The sequence below is a fragment of the Paenibacillus liaoningensis genome, assembly GCF_059609455.1.
In genome coordinates this window covers 25,445-52,409 of record NZ_JCAALU010000030.1, presented here as the reverse complement: position 1 = coordinate 52,409, position 26,965 = coordinate 25,445, and the positions used below count along the sequence as shown (strand labels likewise).

The 26,965-nt window shown below is 44.5% G+C and carries 19 protein-coding genes; 2 read left to right on the top strand and 17 right to left on the bottom strand.

Annotated elements, in window-relative coordinates:
* Window positions 1–315: 315 nt before the first annotated feature.
* From AC6B99_RS31935 to AC6B99_RS31915, 5 genes are all read right to left on the bottom strand, one after another.
* Window positions 316–2,124 (bottom strand): TnsD family Tn7-like transposition protein, encoded by a 1,809-nt coding sequence (locus AC6B99_RS31935; protein WP_494862834.1) that lies wholly within the window; start codon window positions 2,122–2,124, stop codon window positions 316–318.
* Between the two features lie 135 nt (window positions 2,125–2,259).
* Entirely contained in the window at window positions 2,260–3,987 is a 1,728-nt protein-coding gene (locus tag AC6B99_RS31930) for a TnsD family Tn7-like transposition protein (protein WP_494862836.1), read from the bottom strand.
* Window positions 3,988–4,050: 63 nt separating this feature from the next.
* Window positions 4,051–5,802 carry an AAA family ATPase gene (locus AC6B99_RS31925; protein WP_494862838.1) on the bottom strand — a complete coding sequence of 584 codons (1,752 nt, stop codon included), beginning with the start codon at window positions 5,800–5,802 and terminating at the stop codon, window positions 4,051–4,053.
* Window positions 5,795–7,960: a TnsB C-terminal domain-containing protein gene (locus AC6B99_RS31920; RefSeq protein ID WP_496665063.1), complete on the bottom strand. Its 2,166-nt coding sequence runs from the start codon at window positions 7,958–7,960 to the stop codon at window positions 5,795–5,797. The genes AC6B99_RS31925 and AC6B99_RS31920 overlap by 8 nt, the downstream gene beginning before the upstream one ends.
* On the bottom strand, window positions 7,957–8,793 hold the full coding sequence (locus AC6B99_RS31915; protein ID WP_494862842.1) for a TnsA endonuclease C-terminal domain-containing protein: 837 nt from the start codon (window positions 8,791–8,793) through the stop codon (window positions 7,957–7,959). The genes AC6B99_RS31920 and AC6B99_RS31915 overlap by 4 nt, the downstream gene beginning before the upstream one ends.
* A 224-nt stretch (window positions 8,794–9,017) precedes the next feature.
* Here AC6B99_RS31915 and AC6B99_RS31910 point away from each other — a divergent pair, with 224 nt between their 5' ends.
* The gene (locus AC6B99_RS31910; protein WP_494862844.1) at window positions 9,018–9,512 is read left to right on the top strand and encodes a helix-turn-helix domain-containing protein; all 495 of its coding nucleotides are present in this window, start codon (window positions 9,018–9,020) and stop codon (window positions 9,510–9,512) included.
* On the opposite strand, the gene AC6B99_RS31905 is transcribed toward AC6B99_RS31910, so the two are convergent.
* From AC6B99_RS31905 to ppc, 11 genes are all read right to left on the bottom strand, one after another.
* Window positions 9,504–9,812: a hypothetical protein gene (locus AC6B99_RS31905; protein ID WP_494862846.1), complete on the bottom strand. Its 309-nt coding sequence runs from the start codon at window positions 9,810–9,812 to the stop codon at window positions 9,504–9,506. The genes AC6B99_RS31910 and AC6B99_RS31905 overlap by 9 nt on opposite strands.
* A gap of 985 nt (window positions 9,813–10,797) precedes the next feature.
* Complete coding sequence (locus tag AC6B99_RS31900) at window positions 10,798–11,145, bottom strand: helix-turn-helix domain-containing protein (protein WP_494862848.1); 348 nt, start codon at window positions 11,143–11,145, stop codon at window positions 10,798–10,800.
* A gap of 181 nt (window positions 11,146–11,326) precedes the next feature.
* Complete coding sequence (gene glmS / locus AC6B99_RS31895; protein ID WP_056033178.1) at window positions 11,327–13,159, bottom strand: glutamine--fructose-6-phosphate transaminase (isomerizing); 1,833 nt, start codon at window positions 13,157–13,159, stop codon at window positions 11,327–11,329.
* Window positions 13,160–13,247: 88 nt separating this feature from the next.
* On the bottom strand, window positions 13,248–13,523 hold the full coding sequence (locus tag AC6B99_RS31890; RefSeq protein ID WP_496665062.1) for a hypothetical protein: 276 nt from the start codon (window positions 13,521–13,523) through the stop codon (window positions 13,248–13,250).
* A gap of 534 nt (window positions 13,524–14,057) precedes the next feature.
* Window positions 14,058–15,398 carry a phosphoglucosamine mutase gene (gene glmM, locus AC6B99_RS31885; protein ID WP_496665061.1) on the bottom strand — a complete coding sequence of 447 codons (1,341 nt, stop codon included), beginning with the start codon at window positions 15,396–15,398 and terminating at the stop codon, window positions 14,058–14,060.
* A gap of 76 nt (window positions 15,399–15,474) precedes the next feature.
* A complete protein-coding gene (locus tag AC6B99_RS31880) occupies window positions 15,475–16,920 on the bottom strand; it encodes a CdaR family protein (RefSeq protein ID WP_496665060.1) in 1,446 nt (481 codons plus the stop codon).
* A complete protein-coding gene (gene cdaA, locus AC6B99_RS31875) occupies window positions 16,913–17,752 on the bottom strand; it encodes a diadenylate cyclase CdaA (RefSeq protein WP_056033166.1) in 840 nt (279 codons plus the stop codon). The genes AC6B99_RS31880 and cdaA overlap by 8 nt, the downstream gene beginning before the upstream one ends.
* 522 nt (window positions 17,753–18,274) lie before the next feature.
* Window positions 18,275–18,913, bottom strand: a complete 639-nt coding sequence (locus AC6B99_RS31870; RefSeq protein ID WP_056033159.1) for a zf-HC2 domain-containing protein — start codon at window positions 18,911–18,913, stop codon at window positions 18,275–18,277.
* A gap of 110 nt (window positions 18,914–19,023) precedes the next feature.
* Entirely contained in the window at window positions 19,024–19,590 is a 567-nt protein-coding gene (sigW, locus tag AC6B99_RS31865) for an RNA polymerase sigma factor SigW (RefSeq protein ID WP_056033156.1), read from the bottom strand.
* A 327-nt stretch (window positions 19,591–19,917) separates the two neighbouring features.
* Window positions 19,918–21,345, bottom strand: a complete 1,428-nt coding sequence (locus AC6B99_RS31860) for a S1C family serine protease (RefSeq protein ID WP_496665059.1) — start codon at window positions 21,343–21,345, stop codon at window positions 19,918–19,920.
* Between the two features lie 351 nt (window positions 21,346–21,696).
* Complete coding sequence (gene ppc, locus AC6B99_RS31855; protein WP_494882187.1) at window positions 21,697–24,501, bottom strand: phosphoenolpyruvate carboxylase; 2,805 nt, start codon at window positions 24,499–24,501, stop codon at window positions 21,697–21,699.
* A 344-nt stretch (window positions 24,502–24,845) separates the two neighbouring features.
* On the opposite strand from ppc, the gene AC6B99_RS31850 reads away from it, so the two are divergent.
* Window positions 24,846–25,178 (top strand): hypothetical protein, encoded by a 333-nt coding sequence (locus AC6B99_RS31850; RefSeq protein ID WP_056033147.1) that lies wholly within the window; start codon window positions 24,846–24,848, stop codon window positions 25,176–25,178.
* A gap of 125 nt (window positions 25,179–25,303) precedes the next feature.
* Here AC6B99_RS31850 and AC6B99_RS31845 read toward each other — a convergent pair whose 3' ends face one another.
* Window positions 25,304–26,947, bottom strand: a complete 1,644-nt coding sequence (locus tag AC6B99_RS31845; RefSeq protein WP_496665058.1) for an ABC transporter substrate-binding protein — start codon at window positions 26,945–26,947, stop codon at window positions 25,304–25,306.
* Between the last annotated feature and the right edge of the window lie 18 nt (window positions 26,948–26,965).

Genomic DNA, 26,965 nt, shown 5'->3' with positions numbered 1-26,965 from the left:
ATTTGACGGTACACCCCCTCTTCTATCCGAATAGCGATTTATCTATTGGAGAGATCCTGCGAATAAGCGAGCATTCGTGAGAAAACTACATTTTACCGAGGGAGTTCAATACTTGTCCTATCTGCATATAATCTCCGATGACCCAATTGAAGGACAGCCGACCATGTATCCATGATTTCAAAGATCACTCATATCCTCATGGTATTGTCTTAGTAAATCCTTTGTTTTTATTTTCAATTTCAGACTACATGACTCATATAATTTTGAATAACTGATTAATGTATCAAAGGATATATTTTGATTACCAAATCTCCTTTATAGCTTTTTAGCAACTCCACCTACTTTTCTGATTCTATAGGAATCAATATCCTCAATAGATTCAATAAGTGCTTTGTTACTAGCCGGCAACCGATCTTGATTAAATGTTAGCAGCCGTGACTTTTCCAACGGAGATAGTTTATTCATTATATTAAATTTCAGTAATCGAGAATTTGAATCCTCTTTTATTTCTGAGGCTATTGCACATATCTTTTGTGATAATATTTCATCAAAGGATTGAAGAGCAAGCTTTTCTATTCCTAATTTTTCTCTCGGGAAATGTTCATCCATCCAAACACTATCGTTTCTTTGCAGCCAATTGTATTCTCGAGGATGCATACGCAGCAGAAAAATTCGCTTATTTGTTTTATTAGACTGAGAAGTTTGCAACAGAGTCAACCGATATAAATCTTTTTTTTCATTAATAGTTATAGCGCCCGTCTGCTCAATGACCTGTACAATGTCTCGAGTAATTAGTAGTGGACTTTTTTCATAATGTGTAGACCTAGATTTTTTTAACCTTCGAATACAATTATTTATGGCTGTTTCAGAATACCCTGTTTCCTTTTGGATTTGATATGGCGTGAATCCCTCTAAATATAATGTTACTACTCTTTCATACCATAAATGCCCCATTGAAACAGTAAGTGGCTTTTGGGATTCTTTTCTGCCACGCATCCATCTTTTCGAATAAGTATACCCGCATACTATACATTGAAATGTTGTTGTAATTGAAATCCCTCCTGAGATTTTCAATTTACGGTCACATCTTTGAATTGTCTTCTTTCCATACTGAATACATATTGGGTTTAGACATTCCCATGGACCATTACCAAATGGAATTGGATTTGCAATAGGATGCTCATACTTCAAAAAGTTTGTTACTGAACCGAAAAAATATCTTATTAACAGGACATAAAAAAGGATATGCGTCCTCATATGAAAAGGATGCAAAAAAACATTGGCAAAATGTTGCGATAGTAATGTACTAACATTTAATCCTGTAACCTCTAGTTGTGCAGGACTATGGTTATCTACTATGTTTTTCAATAACTCGCGGCGCATAAACCGACCTCCATAATGGATAAAATTAAGCTCCCACATTTTCATCATGATTTTGCTTTGTATATGATCAGCATGAATGATGTCCGAGAGAGAGTTCAATGTATAGAGGTCTTCAAGTAGAGTATTCTGGTAGTCAAGAATGGAACATTCATTGCGAGTTCTATTTACTTCAATATCACTTAAGCATCTACGGCATTTGGGAGTTGACAACAGTCTTTTTGCATAATCCTCACTAAGAGAGCACATACAATTAGGGCAACAATCTATCAGTTCAACTTTATGCAGATGACAGCAAGCAATAAAACCGAATTGATGTGCGCGATGAACGTAACATTCACCGTATTTTTCATAATCTTCATGTAGGCATTTAGAACAATACTTTACCTGTTTTGAAAATAGATTTGTGCCATTAAATATATTGGCCTTATTCTTCTCATTTGGAATATGCATAAGTTCATTTTCTTTGTTTCGATCGCTCTTCTTTAGAAAACAGCCAATAAGTCTTGCCCAAGTGTGATGGTTAATAAAATAATCAAATTCAAACGGGTGCCCATCCGGTAATTTTTCGTATAACTTAATTAAATTGGTAGGAAACATTGGGATTTTGAAAGACTTTATTTCAAATAGCTCCTCCTTGGTATCTGACAATTTAATATTGGGGGACATAAGATGGTATCTGTAGATAATACTTCTGATATCTTCGTCCGGATACAGTTGTGGAAAAAATGCTAAACTCGACATTATGATACTTCCTTTTTCAATGATTCATCTATTTAAGTTCTAATAAAATTTCCGATTTGTTCGAAATCCTATTCTCAAGCAGATATATGATATGGAGACAACGACTAACCTTCTATTAAATTGTTTCTGTGCAAATCAAAAATAATAGTTGAGCAATTCCATGAATTTTATTTCCACTTCTTTCCTCAGTGGACGGTTTAAGCCAGCTAACTTCAGTAGTTTCCACCCTGATAGCCTACCTTCCACCTCATGAAGCTTGTTTGCAGCCCAAATTAACCTACGTATTTGATATGTCTCTGTAGAATCGACATGCTTATTAATAAATTCATTGGTTTTAGGGAGCTTGTTTAGATTCTTTATAAGTTTATGTTTCAGTTGGCCTAAATCCGTATATCTAGCTATTGAGTTCAACGTTATTCTTTGTGGATTAGGTAACTGCTTCATCTGCTCAACTGTCTTTAACACTACGCCGTACAAAATGTCATCTCGCGAATTCCAATCCACTTTTCTTTTAACCTTCGTTAGCGAGTCTCCTTTCTCGTTGTTTCTTCTCGACTTGCAAAGATATTTTTGATTATTCGATGCACATAAGGCTGCTTTATTATTATTTAGAATCTCCGTTTGATTCTTTACAGTCCCTGGATCAACACCGAGAATTTTCGCCTTCTGACGAAGAGTTATAATGCTCTCATTAAGACACTTTAATTTATCTAACCAAATCGAACCAAAATTTTTAATTCTACCTATTCGGTTCATATCCTCATCGCAAGTATCTGGACCTCTTCTTGAATATATAAATCCGCAATTGCAATGAAAGGTCCCAACTGGCTTTGTAGTTGTTGAGCAGCGAGTAACGACACATTTATCAATAACCATTTGATTGTAATGATCAGCCGCTTTATTGAGACATGGCCAAGGGCCGTTACCAAATGGAAAATTATTGGTGGTGACAGAAAAACCAGCAACAGATTTTTCAAGAAAGCCGAAAATTAATAAATGCCTTAGTGGATGCGTAATTTCTTCTTGATTCCTGATTATTTTATGTAACCATGTATCAGAGCTATTTGAGTCGATACCACAGTCTAGATATTCCAGCAGTTTATCCGTGTAGCTATTCCGAAAATTCTGTATAAGGCGATTAATCCTTACCCGACCGCCTACTGTTCGGTAGCCTTCCATTGATGGTAGCTTTCTATAAGATGCGGTTTCCTCTTTAGCTATTTGGGAAGAGTGTAGAAGAAAATTCGATTGAACAGCAATGAATGTTAGATGATCCAACCAACTGGAGTCAATAACAGGTTCGGTATAATCCGCTTCATTATAAATTGTTAAAGAAACAAATGAAAATTTGTGATGAATCGTTGAATATTCTATCGTACTGACCTTTAAGATGGACTTATGCAACGGACATATATTTACACCGGGCAACTGATGACAACGATGCCAATAAGGCTCACCATATTTCTTGGTGTCATCCTGATAGCAACTACTGCAATATTTTAAATTGGTCGGCAGTTTGATTCTGCATGCAGGAATTCCCATTAATACATGAGATTCTCCCCTGCTACTCCCTTCTGCCATTAAGCGATACAATTCCTTTGTCTTATCTTTTGAAACATAGGACGTATAATACGGATAAAGTGTGTGATTTTTGATAAGTTCCTCTGTGGTATAGGCAGTTCCGCTCCTAGCAGCCAAAGCACTCAAGTGACTAGGTAAATCTACAGTTGCACACACCAATCGGCTACCAAATAAATCATGAACCGTTTGTTTTTGCGTTCTGTTGCCTGACATCAGATGATATCTAGCAATTCCACTGTATATAATTTCATCCGGGTATAAAGAAGGGAAATACGCTAACAATATAATCACCCTTTTCGGAGTTTATATTGCTAGTGTTCCCTTCTTCCTCGTAATCTATTACTCTTAAAAAATTAGTTTGGATAATTCTTCTTCCGAAGGAACAATTCCCTGTTCCACTAACTTCTCGTAAATTTCTTCCTCTTTTATGTTAGTACTCTTTGTTGCATTCCTGAGATCATCCACTTCTAGAACAGGCTGTTCCTTCTTTCTAGATTTCCTGCTCTTAGTACCTGTACCGCTGCTCGTTTTCATTGTTACGTCTGGATTGACTATGTCAGATGCTGTTTCTTGGAGCTCCAATTCCTTAAGAAGCTCTTTCCTCAAAACAACAATATTCTTTTCAGACTCATTTCGTTGTAGCACACGCTCAGAGATCACTTCCGAGACATCTGCAGTGGCACCAAAATCAATTGCTGTTTTAACCAGTTCCAAGAAAATTTCTTGATTAATCGCTGTTTTATCGTTTCGTTTTTCCAACGTACGTATTTCACCTTGTAGACACACCTTCTCTGTTGCCTTTTGAAGAAATTCATCTAGTGTATCCCATGTAGGCCGCAGATCATCTATAAGCATCATTGCTGATGGATCATTCCGCTTCAGTACCTTTAACAATGGTTGAATGAGCCGCATATGCCGATTTGCAACATCCTTAAGAACGCTTACTGAAATTCGTTCCTTTTCATCTCCGTACATAATAACTTCCCATTGAGAGAGCATATACAATTTCACTGCAATATCCACAATACCCTGTGATAGTTCATACATTGTCTTCTTAAGCGGCTCACTAAGCTTTGTCGGATTTGATGTCCATTGAAAGCGCCAAAGCCGCTCAATGAAGTACTCCCACTCCTCTCCATCTGTTAATCGATCCATAATCAAGTCACCTTGGCCAGTACTTCTGCGTGCTTGGCTGAAAGAACCTGATAGCAGCTTCATTGCTTTAAAAGTGCCAATAAGAATTACTGGAACACCTATCGTATTAATTAATTGGGTAAAATAGTTTAACATTCGCTCGGCTCCGCCACTCTTCATAAAGCTTAGATTTTGTATTTCGTCGATGACCAACACGCCGAGCCCATGTAAGGTTGAAATATGGGCCATGATTGGAATCAATATATCCACGGATGAGCCTTTAGAAGCAAACTTCCGAAAATAATCCGTAGCTAGGTGAGAATCAACCGCTTGAAAAAAATTTAAACATAATCCTTTTAATGAGCCATCAAATGGGCAATTCAATTTTAACCAAACTAATTGCTTACGAATAAAGGGCTGCCCATTATAGACGGAGTGATGAATCACCTGAGGGTATAACAACAAAGAGCTTTCAATAGCCGTAGTTTTCCCTTGACCGCTTACTCCTAAAATGGCAAATCCAGTTGCTGTAGAACGTACTCCCGCTATATTTGCACCATCAATTCCAACTCCCGCATTCAATATTTCCTTGAAACCAATATGGAACTGCCTCATTGTTTCAGGCAAAAAAGGATTCCTTGCTTTATAGCCATGTCGCATTAATCTAGAAAGACGTTGCTCTACTAATAAATGCGTAGGCAATGGCTCTACGTAATCACAGATTTGCTGAACTAGATGGAGTCTTGTTTGATTTCCTAACTTTCTTTGCTCTTCATTATAATCAGGGTATTTACCAACATGAATTGCAACGTGCTCCTCCTCAAAAATGGGAGGCAATGCTTCAATAAATGGATTATTCTTGTAGCTGCCGATTACTTGTGGTTTATAATTAGCTTCTTCATGTTTACCGATTAAACTCGGAGTGTAGTGATACATAAACTCCGCATTTACTTTCTTAGTCATTTTCTTTCTTCCTCCTTGCAGTAGATAAAATATCCAATTTGGACTTGGGTCTGTAAGTCTCTAACAGTTGATTATTTGTATTTGCTTCATTTTCTTCCATCTCAGCCCCTACGGATCTATCTAGTTCAAAGCTCTGCTCTTTTCTCAACTTATCCCGCTCTATTTTCCTTCCAGGCTGAATATTCGCTTTCTTCTCCGTTTTAGTCAATGAATTATCACGTTGATTTTCTGCCCTTTTTTCCGCTTGAGCTTTGATATTTTCCAGCCTTGCGCTTAAACTGACTTCTTGTTGAAGTAAGGTAGAGTTATATAAATTTTTCTGTAACTTTTCCTCAAAACTTTTCATTTCAATCTCCTCCAAACTCAAATCAGCGAAACGAGAAGACTTATCTAACAAATGACACTTTATAAAGCTACGTCCATCCTGAACCTTCACATAGACATAGTCCATACACCGCCTGTCGTAGGCTATTACTGTTTTTATCGATTTCCCTTGTACGAACCAGCCTTGTCTACTGAGTTCTTCACAACCGAAAAACATCCCCTTAAAATAGATGCCTTCAGAACTTGCTGTCACCTCGGCTTCGGGCAAAACATTCAGCCGTACAATATCAAGAGGTACCTCCTGAAGGAAATGATCATGCGCGATGCCCCAGTTCCACAATTCTCTGGGAATCGGCCTAATTTTATCTTTCGATAGTGCTTTATCTAATGGATAGTGCTTCATATAGTGAAAATTGTTTCGATGCAATATTAATTCAATCATCATCTTTGTAAAGTCTTTTAGCGTTAATTTGGCATCCAACACATAGTCTGGCCCTCCACGCTTCATGTACTCCTTTTTCACGGCACCAGGCATCCATGGTTGCAACGTTAAATTTAATGTTCTGAACTGTTGCTCTACAATACCCTTAAGATCTGCCCGATATGGCGGTGCATTTTTCAGCTTAATCCCCAAAGCCTTGCCTAATGAATCAGCATTTTTGCTCTCCATCTCCCCTCTGTCTGAAAAAAAATGCTGTGGCATATGGTGGCAAGGCCATTCGTCTTCTGTTATTTCAAGATCATACTGTGCACAGAACTCTACCTTGTTCATGCACGTGTTCTCAATAGCCATCATAATACCCTGCCAAGATGGACCTTCTAAACCAACATACATCCCTGCAACTATGTGCGTCCAAACGTCGACAACAATATAGACTACAGGTCTGCCAATAATTTGATTCGAATCATCACTGCTGACTAAATACACATCTGCAACTGTAGCATCGATCTCGAATATTTGCCCCGGTCCCGTTGCTTTGAGAGTCTCCGATCCTAATAAGGGTCTAAAATCGCGATCAAAATTAACTTTCCCCTCTCGAGCAACTAATCTCTTTTTCCGGGTATATCTAGTACGAATATGGTAGCGTAATTGAGCAATGCTAGGCATCTTATGATCAGGCGGAATAATGGGAACCTCCACGCCATGCTCTATTTTGGTTTCTATGCCGTAGCATCCTTTTAACATTTCAATGTACGTATGCTTAACGGAATCCCTTCTATTCACTTTTAAGTAGATTGTTCTAATGTATTTGTCGAAATTCTTTCTTGTTTCCTCATTTACTAAAACACCATTTAACTCTGGCGCAATAATAGTTGTAATCCTCTTCCGCCCCATCTTTTGGGTAGGATTTTTTTTCTTATTGGGTCCGCCACAATTTCTAAAGCGGGGAAGCAGAGCATTTATCTTTTTTCCTCCCATCCAGTAATATCGTAGGTACTTATAAATAAACTTTTTCCCTTTATTTTTTCGTTCACAAACATCCTTAATCATTTGAAAACGTTCACTCTTATCAAAGATATTTGGCTCTCGTTCTACGATGTCATTAATACAAGACCAGGCGTGCTCCCTAACTTCGATTTCTTTGGGGGTTAATTTCTCCTCCGGTATCATGAACTTAGCATAGGGATCATAGGATAACTTCATAATCTTGCCTGCATCGAGTTCATTTTGGAGTTCTGAAAGATAACCCCATTTGGGAAGTCCGTTCTTGTCAATAATGGAAATCGTGATAACAGCATCTTGTTTGTTATCCATCCAAAGGATTCTCTCACAATCCTGTAACTTCCCATCTAGAGATTCTCTTTTCAGAATGTTATTAACAAATAAACTCAATCAAGCCCACCTCGAATCATAAAATTATTTTCTTTGATTATTAAAGGTTCCAAGGTTGCTTTTACCCGCTGCTTCATATCAATGATCCAAAAACGATTTGCAATTAGGTGCTTCACAATTTGAATACAAGTTCCCTTGGGCAGAGCGTACTGCGCATCAAAAGCCAAGGTTACTTTGGCCAGAGGGACATCACTCTGTTTGAGCGCTTGATAAAGAACTGATTGCATTTTATTCACCATATCTCTGTTAATATGACCTAAACAACTAAGTGACTTAGCGGTATGAAGCCATTCGACATTTTTGACCAAATCATAATTAATTTGTTGCTCAGTGATTAATGACCATTCAATCCCCACGTCCTTAAAGAAATGTTTCTCTATTTGCAATTTTTCAAGTGTTCGTCTGTTCAATTTATTGATTGGCTTGATCGAGTGTGCAATAAAACCTATATCCTCTTCTTTTCTGACTGTAAGTAACATATCTGTTGTCATTACGATAGGGTACTTAGTTTTAGGATCAATTGGATGACGTATGCCTAGTTTCTCTGCAATAAACAAGGTCTTTTCTAATGGTAATAATGGGAATTGTTCCCTTATATCAATAATTGCTTCCGACCATTCCATCTGATAATGATGCGCTAGTTCAAAATGCTCTGACAAATAATGATGAAGTCGCCCACTCTTCCATCCCATTATTCTTGTTACAATACCTGTTGACGGGACATCATGAATCGTGAGCCATGGCTTATAATCAGCGAAGTGTCCCGATCCTCGTCCCTCCCTTAGTCTTCTTGCTATCGATGCTTTAGTAGTTCTTGTTCTAGTTTTAGCCATTGCGCCTCCTTGTAAATTATTATTTTACTAAATTTAAATTTTGTTAATTTTTAATTAACAAAAATAATAAACGAATAATATTCAACTTGTCAATAGCTGTTGTAAATTTATATTCTACTGTGTTACGATCCCAATATGGGATCGTAACTATTCAGTTTTCTGAATAGTTTTCATAATAATTCTATGATCTCTTCATATGAATAGAAAAGTTGGAGGTTGTGTGTATGTCTGAAATCGGAGAAAGAATTAGGGATTTGAGAATAAAGCTGGAGTGGACACAAGATTTTCTCGCTCAAAAGATCGGCACTTCAAAATACGTAATATCTAACTGGGAACGAGGGATAGCAAGTCCAGATCACAAACAAATTGTTCTTTTATGCAACTCCCTAAATGTGTCCGCTGATTATTTACTCGGAATTATAGAAGTAGCAGCTCCGTATTATCAGGGTTCGTTTGGTCAATTGAGCTTATTACCTCAAGTCGATTACTCATTTGTCAAGGAAGCTTCATGGGATCTGTTAAAACTCATTGATTCTGGAATAGTATTGATTGTAGACAACAAGGTGATTAATAGTCATGATAAACGCCTTCTTAATGAAATAATTTCATCAATCTTCAATAGACTTCAAGAGGTCACTAGAGAAACCGAGGAAAGAACGAAAACATTGCTTAATGCACAAATTTCGGATGAGCCTACCTCGGACAACTCATTATTTTAGTTTCCCATGATGCCTTCGATACTCTTTTAATGCTCGAATAATTTCGTAATATGCTTCAAGATCTTCGCTATTAACCGACTTAATTTCAATAGGACGGCAGGTAATCATTTCATTTTCATGTTGGATAAAAAAATATTCACTACACAACGGGTATTGGAAGGCTACTACTCTCCATTCCCCTTCCATCATTGCCCTTTCAAACCACCCATTTCTAATAGCTAAAGAGCACGAATATAGTTTTTCATTAACCCTAATCCCCTGTCCTGTTACTTTTGCGTATCTTTTATGATATTGTTGCATTCAATCACTCCAATAACCGTTTTACTATAATTATTATCCGTTTATCGATATTTTAAACATTTCAAGTCTTGGCTCAACCGCTTAACAGACTACAACAATAATATTGCTACCTTTAACTGTCCGTTTAAAATTTAAGTTTTCAAACTGGAGCTTTGAGAATAGAACTTGGCTTATTACATGATAGAACGTTTAATGAAACTGGGTGATTACGTTGATGACTATAACATTCGCGGTATCAAAGAGGAGAGTAAGTATAGAAGACGAGGGATTAGTTCACGATAGTAAAACCGAAAGATATTAGCAAAATTTTTTTAAAAATATATACCATCTGGTTTTGGCTCGATTATTGTAAAGGTTCATTGTTACATATGCGCAAGAAAACTGATTAAATGTCACACTCACATTCCAAACAGACGACGAATAAAGTACGTCATAGTTGATTTAACGGAATGGCCGTGCCGGAGCTCAATGCTCCATAATGGTCTGATATAGGCAGTCTTTTCTAGCAATTGAGAAATTCGTTTCTTTATGCTCTATCAGCATTTCACAGCGTTAAGGAATGGTCGAATCCCTTTAAAAGACAGAGATCGACGTACATTTTGATACCTCTTTATTTAAATTCAACCTAATAACGTTTCCTCTAAAACTCTCGGATTTACTTTCTAACGCATTTAAACTCTTGATCTTGGTTTTTTTTAATTTTTCAACATCGAATTTGGATGGGTCTATTTTATCCGCTTATAGGTTCTCCTTGTCTACTTTTTTGCCCAACAAAAGTTTCGTGTCCACAATGAAAAGTTCAGCTAATATCGTCAATTATTTTGCTAATTAGCCCAAACAATGATTGAGCAGCTGCCAAACTAAAATCAAAAATGGATACCTGAAATTCGTCGACTCAGCAATAAATATAAAATGATGAGGTGTTAACTTTAAGTGGTGAGTTGTGGAATGCGACTAAACAATTTCCTTTAATGGATCAGAAATTTTAAAGTTTTTCTATCCTTCGATCATTCTTTAATTCAACAATGTCTACAATCTCCCTCTGGTCTCGAGCAGACAACTTCCTGAAGCTGATGATTAGGCTGTTCTCCACATGATTAAGCTCCCCTACCACTTCCTTAAGTTCATCCTCACTTGCCATATCTCCGAACAAAAGCCATGTGGGGTTTACGTTAAACTCCTTTATAATTGCCAATATTGTCTCCAGTGACGGATTGTATTTGCTCTGCTCCAGTTCACTTAAAGTTCCTTGAGACACACCAACTCGGTTCGAAAACTCCATTTGATTCATCTGATTTTTTTTTCTAATTATACGAACTCGTTCCCCAAGCATTAGCTACAATCCCTTCTAAATAAAAATATCCCGATGATCTAAACAAAGCATCATCGGGACTGTTCTAGCGGTTCCACACTTTTGTCACTGGTTCCACACTTTTAACATAGGTTCCAGACTTTTTTTACTGATTCCACACTTTTTTATCACTGGACAACAGGGGGGAATTTATTACTCTCCCCTACTCCACCGTAACACTCTTCGCCAAATTTCTCGGTTTATCAACATCATGCCCGAGCGCAAGCGAAGCATAGTAGGAGATCAATTGCAGTGGTACAACGGACAGTGCTGGCGTCAGGATCGGCAGTGTGCGAGGGATCGAGAACAGTGTATCAACCGATTTGTTCGCTTCCTCTTCATAGCCAACATTACCAATACCGAGCACATTCGCGCCGCGCGCTTTTACTTCTTTAATATTGCTCAATGTTTTCTCATACAACTCTTCCTGCGTGACCAAAGCGATAACCGGAACGCCTTCTTCGATCAGCGCCAGCGTGCCATGCTTCAGCTCGCCAGCTGGGTAAGCTTCCGAGTGAATATACGAAATTTCTTTCAGCTTCAGCGAGCCTTCCAGCGCTACTGGATAGTCAATGCCGCGGCCAATAAAGAATAGGCTCGGATGCGAGGAGATCGATTCAGCAATATCGCGCAATACCGGCGCTTGCTCCAAAATGCTTTCCACTTGCTCAGGAAGCTCTTGCATCGCAGCAAGAATTTCGCTTACCTCCGCTGTATTTTTCGTTCCCAGCGTATCCGCGAAATACAAGCTGAGCAGGTAGAATACTACGAGCTGCGACGTGTAAGCTTTCGTCGAAGCAACCGCAATTTCCGGTCCTGCCAACGTTACCAGCACATCATCCGCTTCGCGGGCAATCGAGCTGCCCACTACGTTCGTAATCGCCAATACGCGAGCGCCATTGCGCTTCGCTTCACGAAGTGCAGCAAGCGTATCCGCTGTTTCACCGGATTGGCTGACTACAATTACGAGCGTGTCTGGCGTAATGATCGGCGAGCGGTAACGATATTCCGAAGCGACATCCGTTTCAACCGGAATGCGGGCAATGGACTCAATAACCGTTTTACCAACAAGGCCAGCATGATATGCTGTTCCGCAAGCTACGATATGCACTTTACGAATCGATTTAATATAATCCTTCGTCATCGCCAGTTCAGACAGCTGTACCGATTTGCCGTCGTCAGCAACGCGGCCCAGCATCGTGTCGCGGTATGCTTTCGGCTGCTCATAAATTTCTTTCAGCATAAAATGATCAAATCCGGCTTTTTCTGCGGTTACCAGATCCCAATCGACATGGAATATTTCCTTGGAAATAGCTGCGCCTTCTGTCGTCATCAATTCGACACTATCACGTGTCAAAATAGCCATTTCGCCGTCGTCCAAAATATAAACGTCACGCGTATGCTCCAAAATCGCCGGAATATCCGATCCGATGAAGTTTTCGCCTTTGCCTACGCCGATGACGAGCGGGCTTGCAAAACGAACCGCTACGAGCTTCTCCGGTTCAAACTCTGTCAAAACGCCCAGAGCGAATGCTCCGCGCATACGTTTAACGGCACGCTGCACCGCTTCAATGATGTTGCCGTCATACTCATCAGCTACGAGATGCGAGATCACTTCTGTATCCGTCTCCGATACGAATACATGGCCTTTCGCAGTCAATTCATCTTTCAGATCCAGATAGTTCTCAATGATACCATTGTGAACGACCGAAAATTTAGCGGAATTGTCCGTATGCGGATGAGAGTTCACATCGGATGGCTTGCCGTGTGTTGCCCAGCGCGTATGCCCAATGCCGACGGAACCATGCAATGGCTCGCCTTGCAGCTTGCCTTCAAGATTAGCAAGGCGTCCTTTAGCTTTCGAAACTTCAAGACCGTTGTCTGTGAATACAGCAATACCTGCCGAGTCATAGCCGCGGTATTCCAGCTTTTTCAGCCCTTCGATCAAAATCGCCTGCGAGTCACGTTTACCAATATATCCTACAATTCCACACATAATTTAATAGACCTCCGTTTTAGGTATAATGCCCTTATGACGGATGCCTGCCTATATGCGGCACAGGCGCTATTCGGTTGTCACAAATTCAGTTCTGCTTTTGTCCAAAGAAGTTGTGTAACCCTCTGCCCATACCAGCCCCACAGGCGGCACCATAGACATACGGGAATAAAAGTTCAATTATTTCGTCTGTTGATGCCTGCTGAACGTTTGTATGAATGGTCGCCCAATCATTTTGCGTCTCAGCTTTCGGTTGGCATGCTATAACCGGGAGGCCCCCGCCGAACATTTCGAACACCTCCACCTCGTCAGCTTCCCGTATGATCGCCCCGAGTGCTTCTCCATAACCACTGTGTCCGCACATCCAACATGCAGCCCATTCATCGGTTACGTAGAGCATCAAAACGAATCATCACGCAAGCTCTGGCGCTTATATTGCAGTGTAACCTCAATCCTCGCTTTCCTTCTGGAATGAAATCATTACTCTCTATTGTATTCATTATCAGGCAAATATGCAACAGCATCGGGCTCGTGCCCATTCATAAGCAGCTATACCCACCGATTGTCTCCATTGCCTCATTCATTCTATGTCTCAACAAATTATCGGTGCCTAGCCGCCTGCCTCCGCAAATCACCTTAGCATGCGCTCAAGCTTCAACGCATATGCTTCGGTTCAATCACCGGAGGCAAGCGGCCTTAATCATTAAAGGCACTGATTATTGTCATTTATGCCGCTTAACATTACTATCGTTTACTATTGCTCACATAAAAAATAAGTCACGTATAATATTACTGCCATTAAAGTATATAGGCGCCAACCCTTACGGACATTGAAGATTATGGTTGAAGTTTCCTATCGTTAACGATTATCGCCGCTGAAAACTCAGCCCATTAATCTTTAACCGAGTTCTTTTTTCACCACATCAACGATTTTTGCCACGTATGCTTCAACCTGAGCCTTGTCTGGCCCTTCTGCCATGACGCGAATGAGCGATTCCGTACCGGAAGGACGAACGAGCACGCGGCCGTTGTCGCCAAGCTCACGAGACACTTCTTCCGCTGCTGCTTCAATCGCCTGGTTGCCCAGGTATTTGCTCTTGTCTTCTACGCGCACGTTAACAAGCACTTGCGGGAACTTGCGCATAATGGTTTTCAGCTCGCTGAGCTTGCGGCCGGAAGCTTTAATCGTATCGACCAGTTGCAAAGCGGTCAGAATGCCGTCACCCGTCGTAATATAATCTAGAAAAATAACATGGCCGGACTGCTCACCGCCCAAGTTGAAGCCGCCGCGACGCATTTCTTCCATCACGTAGCGGTCGCCAACAGCCGTTTGCGCGGTTTGCAGGCCAAGCTGCCCCGCCGCCTTGAAGAAACCAATGTTCGCCATAACCGTCGTAACGATGGTGTCATGCTTCAGCTTTCCAGCCTGTTTCATGGCGTCGCCAATGATACACAAAATATAATCGCCATCGACCTCTTCGCCCTGGTCATCAATCGCAATCAGACGATCGGCGTCGCCGTCAAAGGATAGTCCCAAATCCGCTTTATGCGCCAGCACCTGCTCACGCAAATATTCCGGATGCGTCGATCCGACGCCCGCATTGATGTTGCGGCCATCCGGCTCCGCTCCTACCGTAATAATTTCCGCGCCAAGCTCGCGGAATACAGCTGGCGCCAGCTCATAAGCAGAGCCGTTTGCGCAGTCGAGCACGATTTTAAGGCCGCTGAACCCGCCTCTAATCGTCGTTTTCAAAAAGTCCAGATAACGCTTCTTCGCGGAATCGTCATCGGTTACAGTGCCAATATCGCCGCCTACAGGGCGCGGCAATTCATCCTGCTCCGCATCAATCAGCTGCTCAATGCGAATTTCCGTCTCATCCGACAGCTTGAAGCCGTCGCCAGCGAAAAACTTAATGCCATTATCCTCAACCGGATTATGCGAAGCGGAAATCATAACGCCCGCATCCGCCTTCAGCTCGCGTGTAATATAAGCGACTGCCGGCGTCGACACGACACCTAGGCGCACTACGCTTGCGCCGATAGACAGCAAGCCAGCGATAAGCGCTGATTCCAGCATTGGACCGGAGATACGCGTATCCCGTCCAATAACAACTACCGGCTTATCTGCCTCTCCCGTTAATACAAATCCGCCGCAGCGGCCAATTTTATAAGCAAGCTCTGGCGTCAATTCCTGATTCGCGACACCGCGCACGCCATCTGTACCAAAATATTTCCCCATTGTCGTTCTAGCCCCTTTTATTATATCGATATTGACTGAAAAACCAGCCAATCCTATGCTGCTGCTCATTAATCAACTAACCATTTGCGTTTGCGGAGCTGCCATTGCTAGGCTCGCCGCCCGCATTCGTAGCACCATTGCCATCATTGCCGCCATCGTTTCCCGAGCCAGGACTAGGCGTACTTTCTTCCTCATCCGGCGTTGCCGATGGCTCAGGCGTTGGAGTCGGCTCCGGCTTGGTCGTACCGCCGCTTTCTTCCGGATCTGCCGTCACCGGATCAGACTTCTCGCCAATAACTACCGTAGCGGTTAATGCCGCTTCTTCGTTCGTCAAGGTCACGAAACGCGGCACCGTTGTCGACAGCTTAATCGTATGCGTTCCAGCCTTCAGTCCCTGCAAATCAGCTGTCAGCTGCAAATCCTTGTCGCTAATTGCCGATAGCACATCTGGTGCGCCGTGAATGGTGAGGCTCGCCTCGCCGCTCTGCGGCTTGCTGATTTCAGCAAAAAGCCCTTCGCCAACATTTGTTAATTGAATCGCTCTCGTCAAGGTCAGCGCTTCCCATGAAACGACATTCACCTCAACATTAATTTCAGCAGGCTCAACCATCACTATGCCATCCAGCTTCGTGACCTTCGCCTTCACCGTGCCCGACTGCTCGACAGCTCCGAGATCAATCGTCACCCCATTATATACTTCGAGAGCATCAAGCGTTTTTTGATCCGCATAAACGGCAACTTTGTCGATTTCCGGTTTAATCGAAGCGATGCTTAAACCTTCCGGCAAGCTGCCCGTATAGCTGATCTGGAGCGGAACCATCTTGATTGGAGGAGTGACGGGAACCTCCACATCGACGATCTTCGGATCGGTAATGGCATGCTCCATCACTTTGCCTTCCGTATCATAAACGACAACACCCGCTTTTTTATCCTCAACTGTCGATTTCGCGCCTTCCACACTAACGGTCGCGCTTACCGAACCGACATATTCCATTTCATCCTTCGGAAGCGTCACTTTAACGGACGGAGCTGTTTCCTTGCCGACCAGTGATGGCGTTCCAACAATATAGCCGCTTGAAGGCGTACCAGACGTCTTCAGCCCCAAATCAAAGGACTTCGTCTGAATTTCTTCGATATCTACCTTTATCGTACGCTGTGAAATTTCCAGCAGGTTGACGCCGCTCGGCATCGTATACGTTAACGGCACAACATGCTCGCCTTCCCCAAGTCCGGTTAAATCAGCTGTAATAATATAATCCTCGTCTTTGGCAGTGAGCAGCTTGGAGCGGCGGCCTTCTACCATAATCCTGACAACGGTCGGCTCCATCTGCACGAGCGAATATTTAGCTTCATCCAGCCCGGTTGGAATAATTTGCGCGGCCTCGATAATTTTTTTATCTGTATTGGAGGTCACCGCAGCAGGAGTCGATTCCGGATCGAAATGCACGACTGCCCACAGCAGCAGCGCAATGACGATAGAAATAATTTTGATCGCTGTCGGATGACTAAGCCATTTATCCATCCTGGCCTCCTTTCCGCTTCCAGAACGCGAACGACTGACGTTCCTTCGTGCGTCCATTCGTCTTCGGAGTCAGCTCCTCGAACAGCTTCGAGATTAGCGATTCTTCTTTAATATCACGAACGATCATGCCGTTGAGCGCCAAGGAAACTTGTCCCGTTTCTTCCGATACGACGACCGACACCGCGTCACTAACCTCGCTGACGCCGATGGCCGCACGATGGCGCGTCCCAAGCTCCTTGCTTATAAAAGGATTTTCAGACAGCGGCAAATAACAGCCCGCCGCCATAATTTGATTACCCCGAATAATGACCGCTCCATCATGCAGCGGCGTATTTGGCGTGAAAATATTGTTCAGCAGCTCGGAGGTAATCCGCGACTCCATCTGTACACCTGATTCAATCAGTTCATTGACGCCGGTTGTCCGTTCAAATACAATTAGCGCGCCAATTTTTCTTTTCGCCATAAACTGAACAGCCTTCATCACTTCATCAATCTGCTCATTGACGACATCCTTATCCATGAAGGAGGAGCTGACGAACAGCTTTCCTCGTCCCACCTGCTCCAGCACCCGCCTCAGCTCCGGCTGAAAAATGATGAGGACAGACACGACGCCAAAGGTGAACATTTGGTTCATTACCCATTTGAGCGTATATAAATTAAACCATGTGCTAATCGCCCATACAGCAATAAGCACAAGGATTCCCTTCAAGAGCTGAACCGCTCTGGTTCCTTGTACAAGCAAAATGATTTTGTAAATAATATAGCTGACGATCCCGATATCAATGACGTCCTTGATGCCGTTCTGCCAAGTCAAATCTGCAAAGTAACTCATGTATGAACCCCCAAACAACCGAGCACGTATCGCATGTATTTTGAATTTCAACTTATTATTTTCTATATTCGGTGCGGAAACTCCTTTATTCAAGGTGAAACAGCTGTCGCCATCCTTTGGCGGCGCAGCGCGTTTCATTCCGAGAAATATAGAGAAAGGATGGAAGCATCATATCCTTTCCTATATTTCAAGGTGAAACGGCTGTCGCCATTCTTTGGCGGCGCAGCACGTTTCATTCCGAGAAATATAGAGAAAGGATGGAAGCATCATATCCTTTCCTATATTTCAAGGTGAAACGGCTGTCGCCATTCTTTGGCGGTGCAGCACGTTTCATTCCGAGAAATATAGAGAAAGGATGGACACATCATATCCTTTCCTATATTTCAAGGTGAAACAGCTGTCGCCTTCCTTTGGCGGTGCAGCGCGTTTCATTCCGAGAAATATAGAGAAAGGATGGAACAATCATATCCTTCCCTATATTTCCGAAAAAAAAGCTGCCTTCCCGTCAGGAAGGCAGCTCACCTAAGAAGCCAATCCGCTGAAAGTTGTCGTTACCTTATACCAGAACCAATCCAGTGCCTGATCAATGGTCCGGCTTTGCCCGGCAATAAAACCGGTCGAGGCCAAATTGAGGGAACCGTCAATGACCGTTACATTGCCATCGATTTCGCCTCTAACGTCGGCCATGCCATTTTCAACGATCAAATTTCCTTTAATATGCACACCTTCTGGAATTGTAACCGTGTTGCCGTCAATAACGACCTGATGCAGATCCTCGCCCGACACCACCAGCTTCGTATCGTGTCCCCACATGGAGACAAAGCTGCCCAGCATAACGAGTACAAAAATCGCTGCGACCGTTACGCCTGGGTACTTGTAGAGCAAACGCAAATACTGCGGACGAGTCTTCGCCTGCGGTTTCGGTATTTGGTCCAAAATAAGCTGCGTCAGCTTCTCGGAAGCCTGTATATCGTAATGCGGGACCACTGCGGCATGCTCTAAGGCGGAAAAAGTCATCGCTTCCGTCTTCTCCAGCTGTTCGAACCGAGCGAGGCAAGCGGGACAAGTACTCATATGCCCCTTCAAATCCATCGTACCTTGTCTGGTCAGATCACCGTCAAAATAGTCGTGCATCATTCCGATGGCGACTTTGCATTCCATAGCAGCCAGTCCTTTCTTTCTTTTGCTTACGTTAACGCCCTACTACAACTATAGGATACGTATCAAATCCGAAAGTGTTTCAAAATTTCGCGACAAGCTTTCGGCCAATTTTACAGCTTGTATTCCAGCTTCTTGCGCAGAAACTCCCGTCCCCGGTGTACCCTCGTCTTAATCGTCGTGACAGGGATATCCATGACCTCGCTAATTTCTTGAAGAGACAAATCCTCAATATAGCGCAGCATCATTACCGTCTTGTATTTCGGCGGAAGCGAGGCAATCGCCTGATGAATAATCCGCTGTGTCTCAGACAGCAGCGTCTCCGACTCCGGCGTTCGATTGTCGCTTGGAATCATCGAATAACCATCCAAACCTTCATGATCCGTCGATTCCGCATCTAGCGAATATACAGGCTTGCGCTTGCGCAGCTTGTCGATGCAAAGATTCGTCGCGATCCGATAAATCCAGGTGGAAAATTTCAAGGTTTCATCATAACGCTCTAAATTTCTATACACTCGCATGAACGCTTCCTGCACGACATCTTCCGCCTCTTGACGGTTGCTCAGCATGCGGTACGCCATGTGAAAAAGCTTGTCCTGATAGAGCCCTACGAGCTCAGCAAATGCCCGCTGGTCGCCTTTTAACGATAATTTTGCAAGGCGGGCTTCCAATACATTCACTTCTACTCCTCCAAACTTTCCGTTTGAACGGATTGTTGCCGCGAGTGCTATTATGAATCAGCAATGCCTACTAAAACAAATATAACTCCTGCCGCGTCCTCTGCCCTTAAACTCTATAGAAAATCGTAATCCACATGGACTTAAAAAGCAAGATAAATGCGCAAGTTGAAACGGCTATCGCTGCCTTATTTGAACTATTATATACGTTTTCCACTCTTTATGGCAAAAAAGCAGCTCTCAAGCTTATCGCTTGATGCTGCTCTTGCCGGGCCTTTTACGGATGCGCTGCGTACCGCACTTCGTTCCCAACCTTTTTTATGAAAGATATTATAAGGAATTGGTCATCAGTTTTTGAAGCACGCTTTGAATTTCGCTCGATGGAATGGCAAAACCAATGCCCTGCGCCTCGGTGCTTACCGCCGTATTAATACCAATGACCTGACCGCTCGTATTGAGCAGCGGACCGCCCGAGTTGCCCGGGTTAATGGAGGCATCGGTTTGCAGCAAATGCTTGTAATCCTTCGTGCCGCCATCTTCGTCTTGGACGGAAATCGGACGTTCTTTCGCGCTTAGCACACCCACTGTCATCGTGTGGTCAAAGCCATACGGATTGCCGATTGCGATAACCCAGTCGCCGATTGCTGTGCTGTCAGAGTCGCCAAGCGACAGCGTCGGGAACGCCGTCGTTCCGGTAATTTTCAGAACCGCCAAATCCAGATCGGCGCTGGAGCCTACCACCTTAGCCACAAACGGCTCATCATAACCTTCTACGGTTACCTTCACTTGGGAAGCTCCGCTAATGACATGCTCATTCGTTAAAATGTAGCCATCGGACTGGAATATGAATCCCGTTCCCGAGCCTGTAAGCTGCAAATTGGAATCGTCTGTTCCGCTCTGGTCATTAGAGCCTGCACTCGGCTGCTGCTCGCCGCTCTGCGGTGCCAGCTGCCCGAAAAACTGCCAGTAGTCTGAACCGCGTCCGCTTGCGCGTGTCGCTTGGCCGTAATTTTCAATTTTGACAACGGCCGGGGAAGCTGCCGCATAAATGTTGGAAATTTGGCTGTCCACCGAATTCGCTGCTGTTGTCACGCCCGCGCTGCTCTCGCTGCCATTGCTAACTACACTGCCGTTGGTCGTATTTACCGTAGCCACGCCGCCTGTGAACAAATTGCTGCGATCCGCCGTATACATAAAGCCGCCAATGACGACAGCCCCTGCTAAAAATGCTGCAAAAATGGACTTCAACGGCGTACGCTTCGCTGGCTTCTGTGAAGCCCCATCGTCGCCTCTGTCTGCGCCGCTCTGTCCTCTATCCGTCATCGTCCGCAGCTCACTGAGCTGCTTCTCATACGAATGGCGCAAGTTAGAGGGAGAACGCTCCGACTCGTAGATGTAGGAAGCAACAAGCGGCGCCGTCTGTTTTCCAGCTTCTTGCCCTGCAGCTGTTTCCTGCTGCGCTGCGGATGGATCTGTTTGCTCCGGCGTTGTCTGGCTGCTATCCGGATCCGCTGACGCCGAAGCCTCATGCCCCGGTTCAGCCGCATCTTCATAACCATAAACGGTTTTGAAAACTTGCTCGCCCTCTGGCTTGCCAACTGCACTCGATTGCTCGATTTTGCTATCGCTTGCCCCCGCTGCGTTCATCTTCGCCTGTTGTTTCCCTTGTTCGCCGCCATTTACTTGATCCGACATACGTTCATCTCCCTGTCCATTCATGCTGTTATTTGTTCCTCTATATTGGTTGTCCTCGCTCATCTTGATTGCCTCCTTCAAGTTTTACCGAGTAAATTTCTTCACGTAAGCTAAGTATTGAGATAATAAGGATTAGTCAGTGTGTATTCGGTCATTTCGTTTGCCTTCTATGTATACATCATGCAGGATGCACCTTAAACCAAACTTAAGCGATATTTAAAGCAACATAAAACCTTTCGGGGCAGCCCTATTTGCGTACTAAAAAGCTGTACAAGCGCATAACAAGTCCCCTCGCTGCCGCTCAACCCACCTTTTCAACGCAAAAAAAAGCCAAGCTGGGCAATGGCTGCCCTGCTTGGCTTTCCTGTTTACGCCAGCGTTTTCTGGCGTTTATTTATTTGTTCAAGCGCCTTATTAGCCCGTGTTTCTCAGGCCGGCGGCAATTCCGTTAATCGTAAGCAATACTTCACGAAGCAGCTCTGGATCATCCTCGTCCTTCGCCCGCAGTCCGCGGAGCTCAGTCAGAAGCTGTACCTGCATATAGCTGAGCGGATCGACGTATGGATTACGGAGGCGAATCGACTCTTGAATAACCGGTACGTTATCCAAAATTTCCGTTTGGCCCGTAATGCTTAAAATCATTTGCGACGTCAGCGCGTATTCCGACTCAATTTGCTGGAAAATACGGTCGCGGATCGCCTCGTCGGAAATCATGCCCGCGTATTCCTTCGCAATAATAAGATCGGCTTTCGCCAGTGCCATCTGCAAATTGTCGATCAAAGAGCGGAAGAATGGGAACTGCTCATACATCGTTTTCAACGTTTGCAGACGCTCTTCGCTTCCATCCACATATTGCTGGAGCGCTGTGCCGGCTGCATACCAGGCTGGCAGCAAATAACGGCTTTGCGTCCATGCGAATACCCATGGAATCGCACGCAAATCTTCAAAGCGGTCACTGTTTTTCCGTTTGGATGGACGGGAGCCAATGTTCAGCTCGCCAACCTCAGGCAGCGGTGTCGATTCCTTGAAGTACGTGAGGAAATCCGGATCGCGGAAAATCAAATCCTGATATTTCTCCAGCGCCGTCTCGGAAATCGAACGGGCAATCTCTTCCCACTCCGGCTCGGCTGTCTGGCCTTGCTCCGGATATTTGGCCAAGCGCGCAGCTGTAATCAGCGCCCAAGTGGCCTGCTCCAAGCTGCGGTATGCGATACCCTGCATCGAATAACGCGAGGAAAGCACTTCGCCTTGCTCGGTAATTTTGATGCCGCCGCCTACTGTATGCGGAGGCTGTGCCAAAATGCTGCGGTTCAGCGGCATGCCGCCGCGACCGAGCGCGCCGCCGCGTCCGTGGAAAAACTTCAGCTTAACGTCGTATTCGTTCGCCGCTGCTGTAATTTCCTTAAGCGCTACACGCAGCTCCCAGTTAGCTGTAACCGCTCCGCCATCTTTATTGCTGTCGGAGTAGCCCAGCATGATTTCATGCAGATCGCCGCGAGCCGCAATGGCTTGACGGTAAATCGGCAGCTCGAACAGCTGCTTCATAATAGCTGGAGCCGCATGAAGGTCGTCGATCGTCTCGAACAGCGGCACCGATTGAACGGAGCAGTGAACGGTACCGTCGCGATCTTGGCGGAACAAGCCGACTTCCTTCGAGAAGACCATGACTTCCAGCATGTCGCTGGCGCCCTGCGTCATACTGATCAGGTAGCTCGAAATGCAGTTCGGGCCAAACTCTTGCTTCGCACGGTAAGCCGTATGGTAGACATCGAGGCATTCACGCGTTGCATCTGTATAGTCCAAATGGCTCGACGTCAACGGACGCGGGTCATTCAGCAGGCGATGCAGCAGCTCAACCTTTTCATCCTCATTCAAAGCCGCATAATTCGGCGTAATGTTCATTTTCGCCAAAATTTCCGTCATCGCATTTTCATGCTCTTTGCTGTGCTGGCGAATATCGAGCGTCATCAGGTGGAAGCCGAACAGCTCAACCTGGCGTACCAGCTTGCCGATATGCGTATCTGCGACATAATCCGCGAAGTGATTGCGCAGGCTGCGGTCAATAATTTTCAAATCCTCCAGCAGCTCTTCCGGGTTGTTATAGCGCATAGCGGAGCCTTTAAGCGCCTCATTGCGCGTATTGGCGAGCTTCTCCAGCATAAAGCCAAGCTTGATGCGGTAAGGCTCCTTCGTATTGCGCCACAGCTCTACGCATTTCAGCTCAACCTGCTCGCGGTCGCGGCGAATCGATTCAATCAATTCATCCGACACTTCCACAATGTTCGTGCTGAAGCTCAGTTGGCCCATCAGCTCATTCAGCGTTTCTTCATATTTGCGAATCGCCAGCAGGCGGTGCATCGTCAGCGCTTCCCACGTCACCTTCGCGGTTACGGAAGGGTTGCCGTCACGGTCGCCGCCGATCCACGAGCCAAAACGGAGAAAGTCTGGCGCATGCCATTTTTCACCTGGATAATATTTTTCAAGGCAGCGCTCTAGCTCCTCGTAAACAGCAGGCAGCACCTCGAACAACGTTTCATCAAAATAATACAAGCCGTTGCGAACTTCGTCGATAACCGTAGGCTTACGGTCGCGAAGCTCATCGCTTTGCCACAAAATAAGCACTTCATTCAATAGCTTCTCGCGAAGCTTCTCGCGCTCACGGTAAGTCAGCGTCGGATTATCAAGCTCCATCACATCTTCGGCAATCCGCTTGTGGATATCCAGTACCGCTCTGCGTGTCGCTTCCGTAGGATGTGCGGTCATGACAAGCTCCAGCGAAATGCCGCTCAGCATTTGCTGTACATCTTCCACTGCGATTTGACGTTCCTTCAGATCCGCTACAGCGCTCTCAATGGAGCCGCGTTGAACGCCTTCCCCAGTAGAACGCTCATAATCGCGCTTGCGGCGAATACGGTGATTTTGTTCAGCAATGTTAACCAGTTGAAAATAAATCGCGAAGGCACGAATGACCTGGTGCCTAATTTCCGGGCTCAATGACGACACGGTCGTCTTGAATTGCGCGAATAGCTCCGGAATATATTCCGCTCGCAACGATTTGCTTGTTTCGCGGATTTGCTCCACAATTTCAAGCAATTCCTTGCCGCCCTGGTGGACGAGCACTTCGCCGAGTATGTTGCCTAGAAACCGAACATCCCTACGCAGCAAATTGTTCGCTTGCTGGCGGCTTGCCGATAAATTCGTTGCAGCTTGTTCCGACATACTGAAATCCTCCTGTAGCGTGCCCTATAACGGACTCATTTTAACTATCATACATCATACTACAAAATCCTTCATGGTTGAAGCCCCGCCATTTACCAAGATGTATGGGAGGATGTCTATCATGCTCGCAACTAAAAAGGGGGTATTTCTCATAAAATAAGGCGATGATCTTCTGCATTTCCGCCAACTCCCTACATTACCCCTATCTGCTTCATTTCTATCTAAATCACTATTTTTGAATAAATGTAATCGTTTTCTTATCCAGAAAAAAGAGTAGTTGCGATTCTCGTAAACCATCAGGTATGGTATAAAAAGGAATTTAAGGTGAAAAGGTGGGAACTTCTATGCTCCAGCTATACTTGCCATTGCTTTTGTTTATCGCAGCTATTGTTTATGTGACAGTTAAACTTACAGACAAAAAGGGCAGCTACCAGATGCTTGCCCCTTATCAAATCGCCGTTATCGCCTTCAGCTTGCTGCTTATGCTCGTGCAGTCATTTATCCCTTACCAGAATGTTACGTTTAGGGGCGGCGCATTGGCATCCTCGCTGCTGTCCACCGCCTTGTCCCTGCTCGCAATTTTCCTCACCTATTTCAGAAAAAATAGTTGGGCCTACCTCTCTCTTGCTGCTGCTTGCGCTTCGGGAATCGTGTCCGTCCTTCTGAAAATATATTAATGGAAAATTTTCCGAAAACCGAAATTTATAGAAAATAACAAAAGCCAACCAAACAGCGCTGGCTAGTTGGTTGGCTTTTATTTGGCTAAAGAATTACTAAATCTGCTTGCTACTTTTCAAGCCGCTTATTTCGACTCCACATCCCACTCATACACATTGATGAACGCGCCCAAATCCTTCGGCCCACCGACCAGCACGCGTTTGTTCGTTGCCAGCAGGCGGTAATCGGCGAACAAAGCAATTTGCGGCAGATCCTCCATGATTAGCTCCTGCACCTTGTCATAGATGACGCGGCGTTTGTCCGAATCCGTCTCCTTCGTGCCTTCCAGCAGCAGCTTGTCCATTTCTATACTGGAATAGCGGGCATAGTTTGTTTTGCTTCCCGTACCAAATACGGTCGTCAAATCGGGATCAAGAATAAAGATGAGGCCCAAAATATCCAAATCGTATTCGCCTTTGATCAGCTTCTGCACCGACGTGGCAAGATCAAACTTTTGCACTTGGGCGTTGATGCCTACCGCCTTCAAATTTTCGACAATAATGTCGGCAGCCTGCTCCCTCGTCTTATTGCCCGAAGGCACGACCAGCCTCAGCGTCTTGCTCGAATCCCAGCCTGCTTCCTTGAGCAGCTCCTTCGCTTTTTCCGGATTATACGTAATAGGCGTCAGGTTTTTGTTATAGTACGGGTGAATCGGCGTATATTGCACATCCATGCTCTCGCCTTCGCCTTTAAGCAGATTGTCGATCATCATCTCGCGATTAATCGCATAAGCGATAGCGTGGCGCACGCGAGCGTCGGTTATCGTCTCATTATTGAAATAAAGATTTTGGTAGTTGAACGGCTTGCCGGACACCGCATTAACGTTGGACATGTTTTTCACTTTCTCAAAATCCTGTACCGAAATCGTGCCGATACCCGGGAAGTTCATATCAATCTCGCCGCTTTGCAGCTGGGCAACCAAATTGCTCGAAGGCATAATTTTAAAATTCAGCTTGTCCAGCTTGGGCGCGCCTTTGAAAAAATCTTTGTTGGCTTGCAGCTCAATATATTGATCCTTGGCGTAAGTAACGAAGGTGAATGGTCCATTGACGACGGTCGGCTTTTGGAAAAATGGATTTTGCGCCAGCGTCTCTGGACTCGCGTCTTTCAATACATGCTCCGGCAGCGGCTTAAGGTTTTTGCCGAAGCTTTCCATGAACAGGTTAGGGTCCACTGGCTGCTTCGTGCGGAATTTGACGGTGTGGTCGTCGATTTTTTTCACGCCCGCTACATCGCTTGCCCCTTCCGGCAGCTTGCCTAGCTCATCGAAGCCTTCCAGCAGCGCATAACGAGTGGACAGCGATACAATCGACTTCGGATCGCCAATCAGCTTCACCGTAAATACGACATCATCCGCTGTGACGGACTCACCGTCGCTCCATTTGGCCTTTTCATTCAGCTTTACGGTGTAAACCTGATTATCTTCGGTTTCAATGCTGTCGGCCAGCATCGGAACGAACTTCAAATTTTCATCCAGCTCCATGAGCGGCTGGAACAAAATCGACGTCACAATAATCGACGTATTATCCGTCTGGTCAATGGGATTAAACATAAGCGGCGCATTCGTAATCCCAATGTTTACGACCTTACTTTCCCCCGCTGGCTTCGCTTCGCTGCCGCCGCTTTCTCCGGCTGTAGCTGGACCGCTGCTTGAGCATGCGCTTAGTGTCAGCATAGATATAATTCCAACAAGCGCACAAACCATTTTCCAACTGTTTTTTGTCTTCATCGATGATTGTCCCCCTTA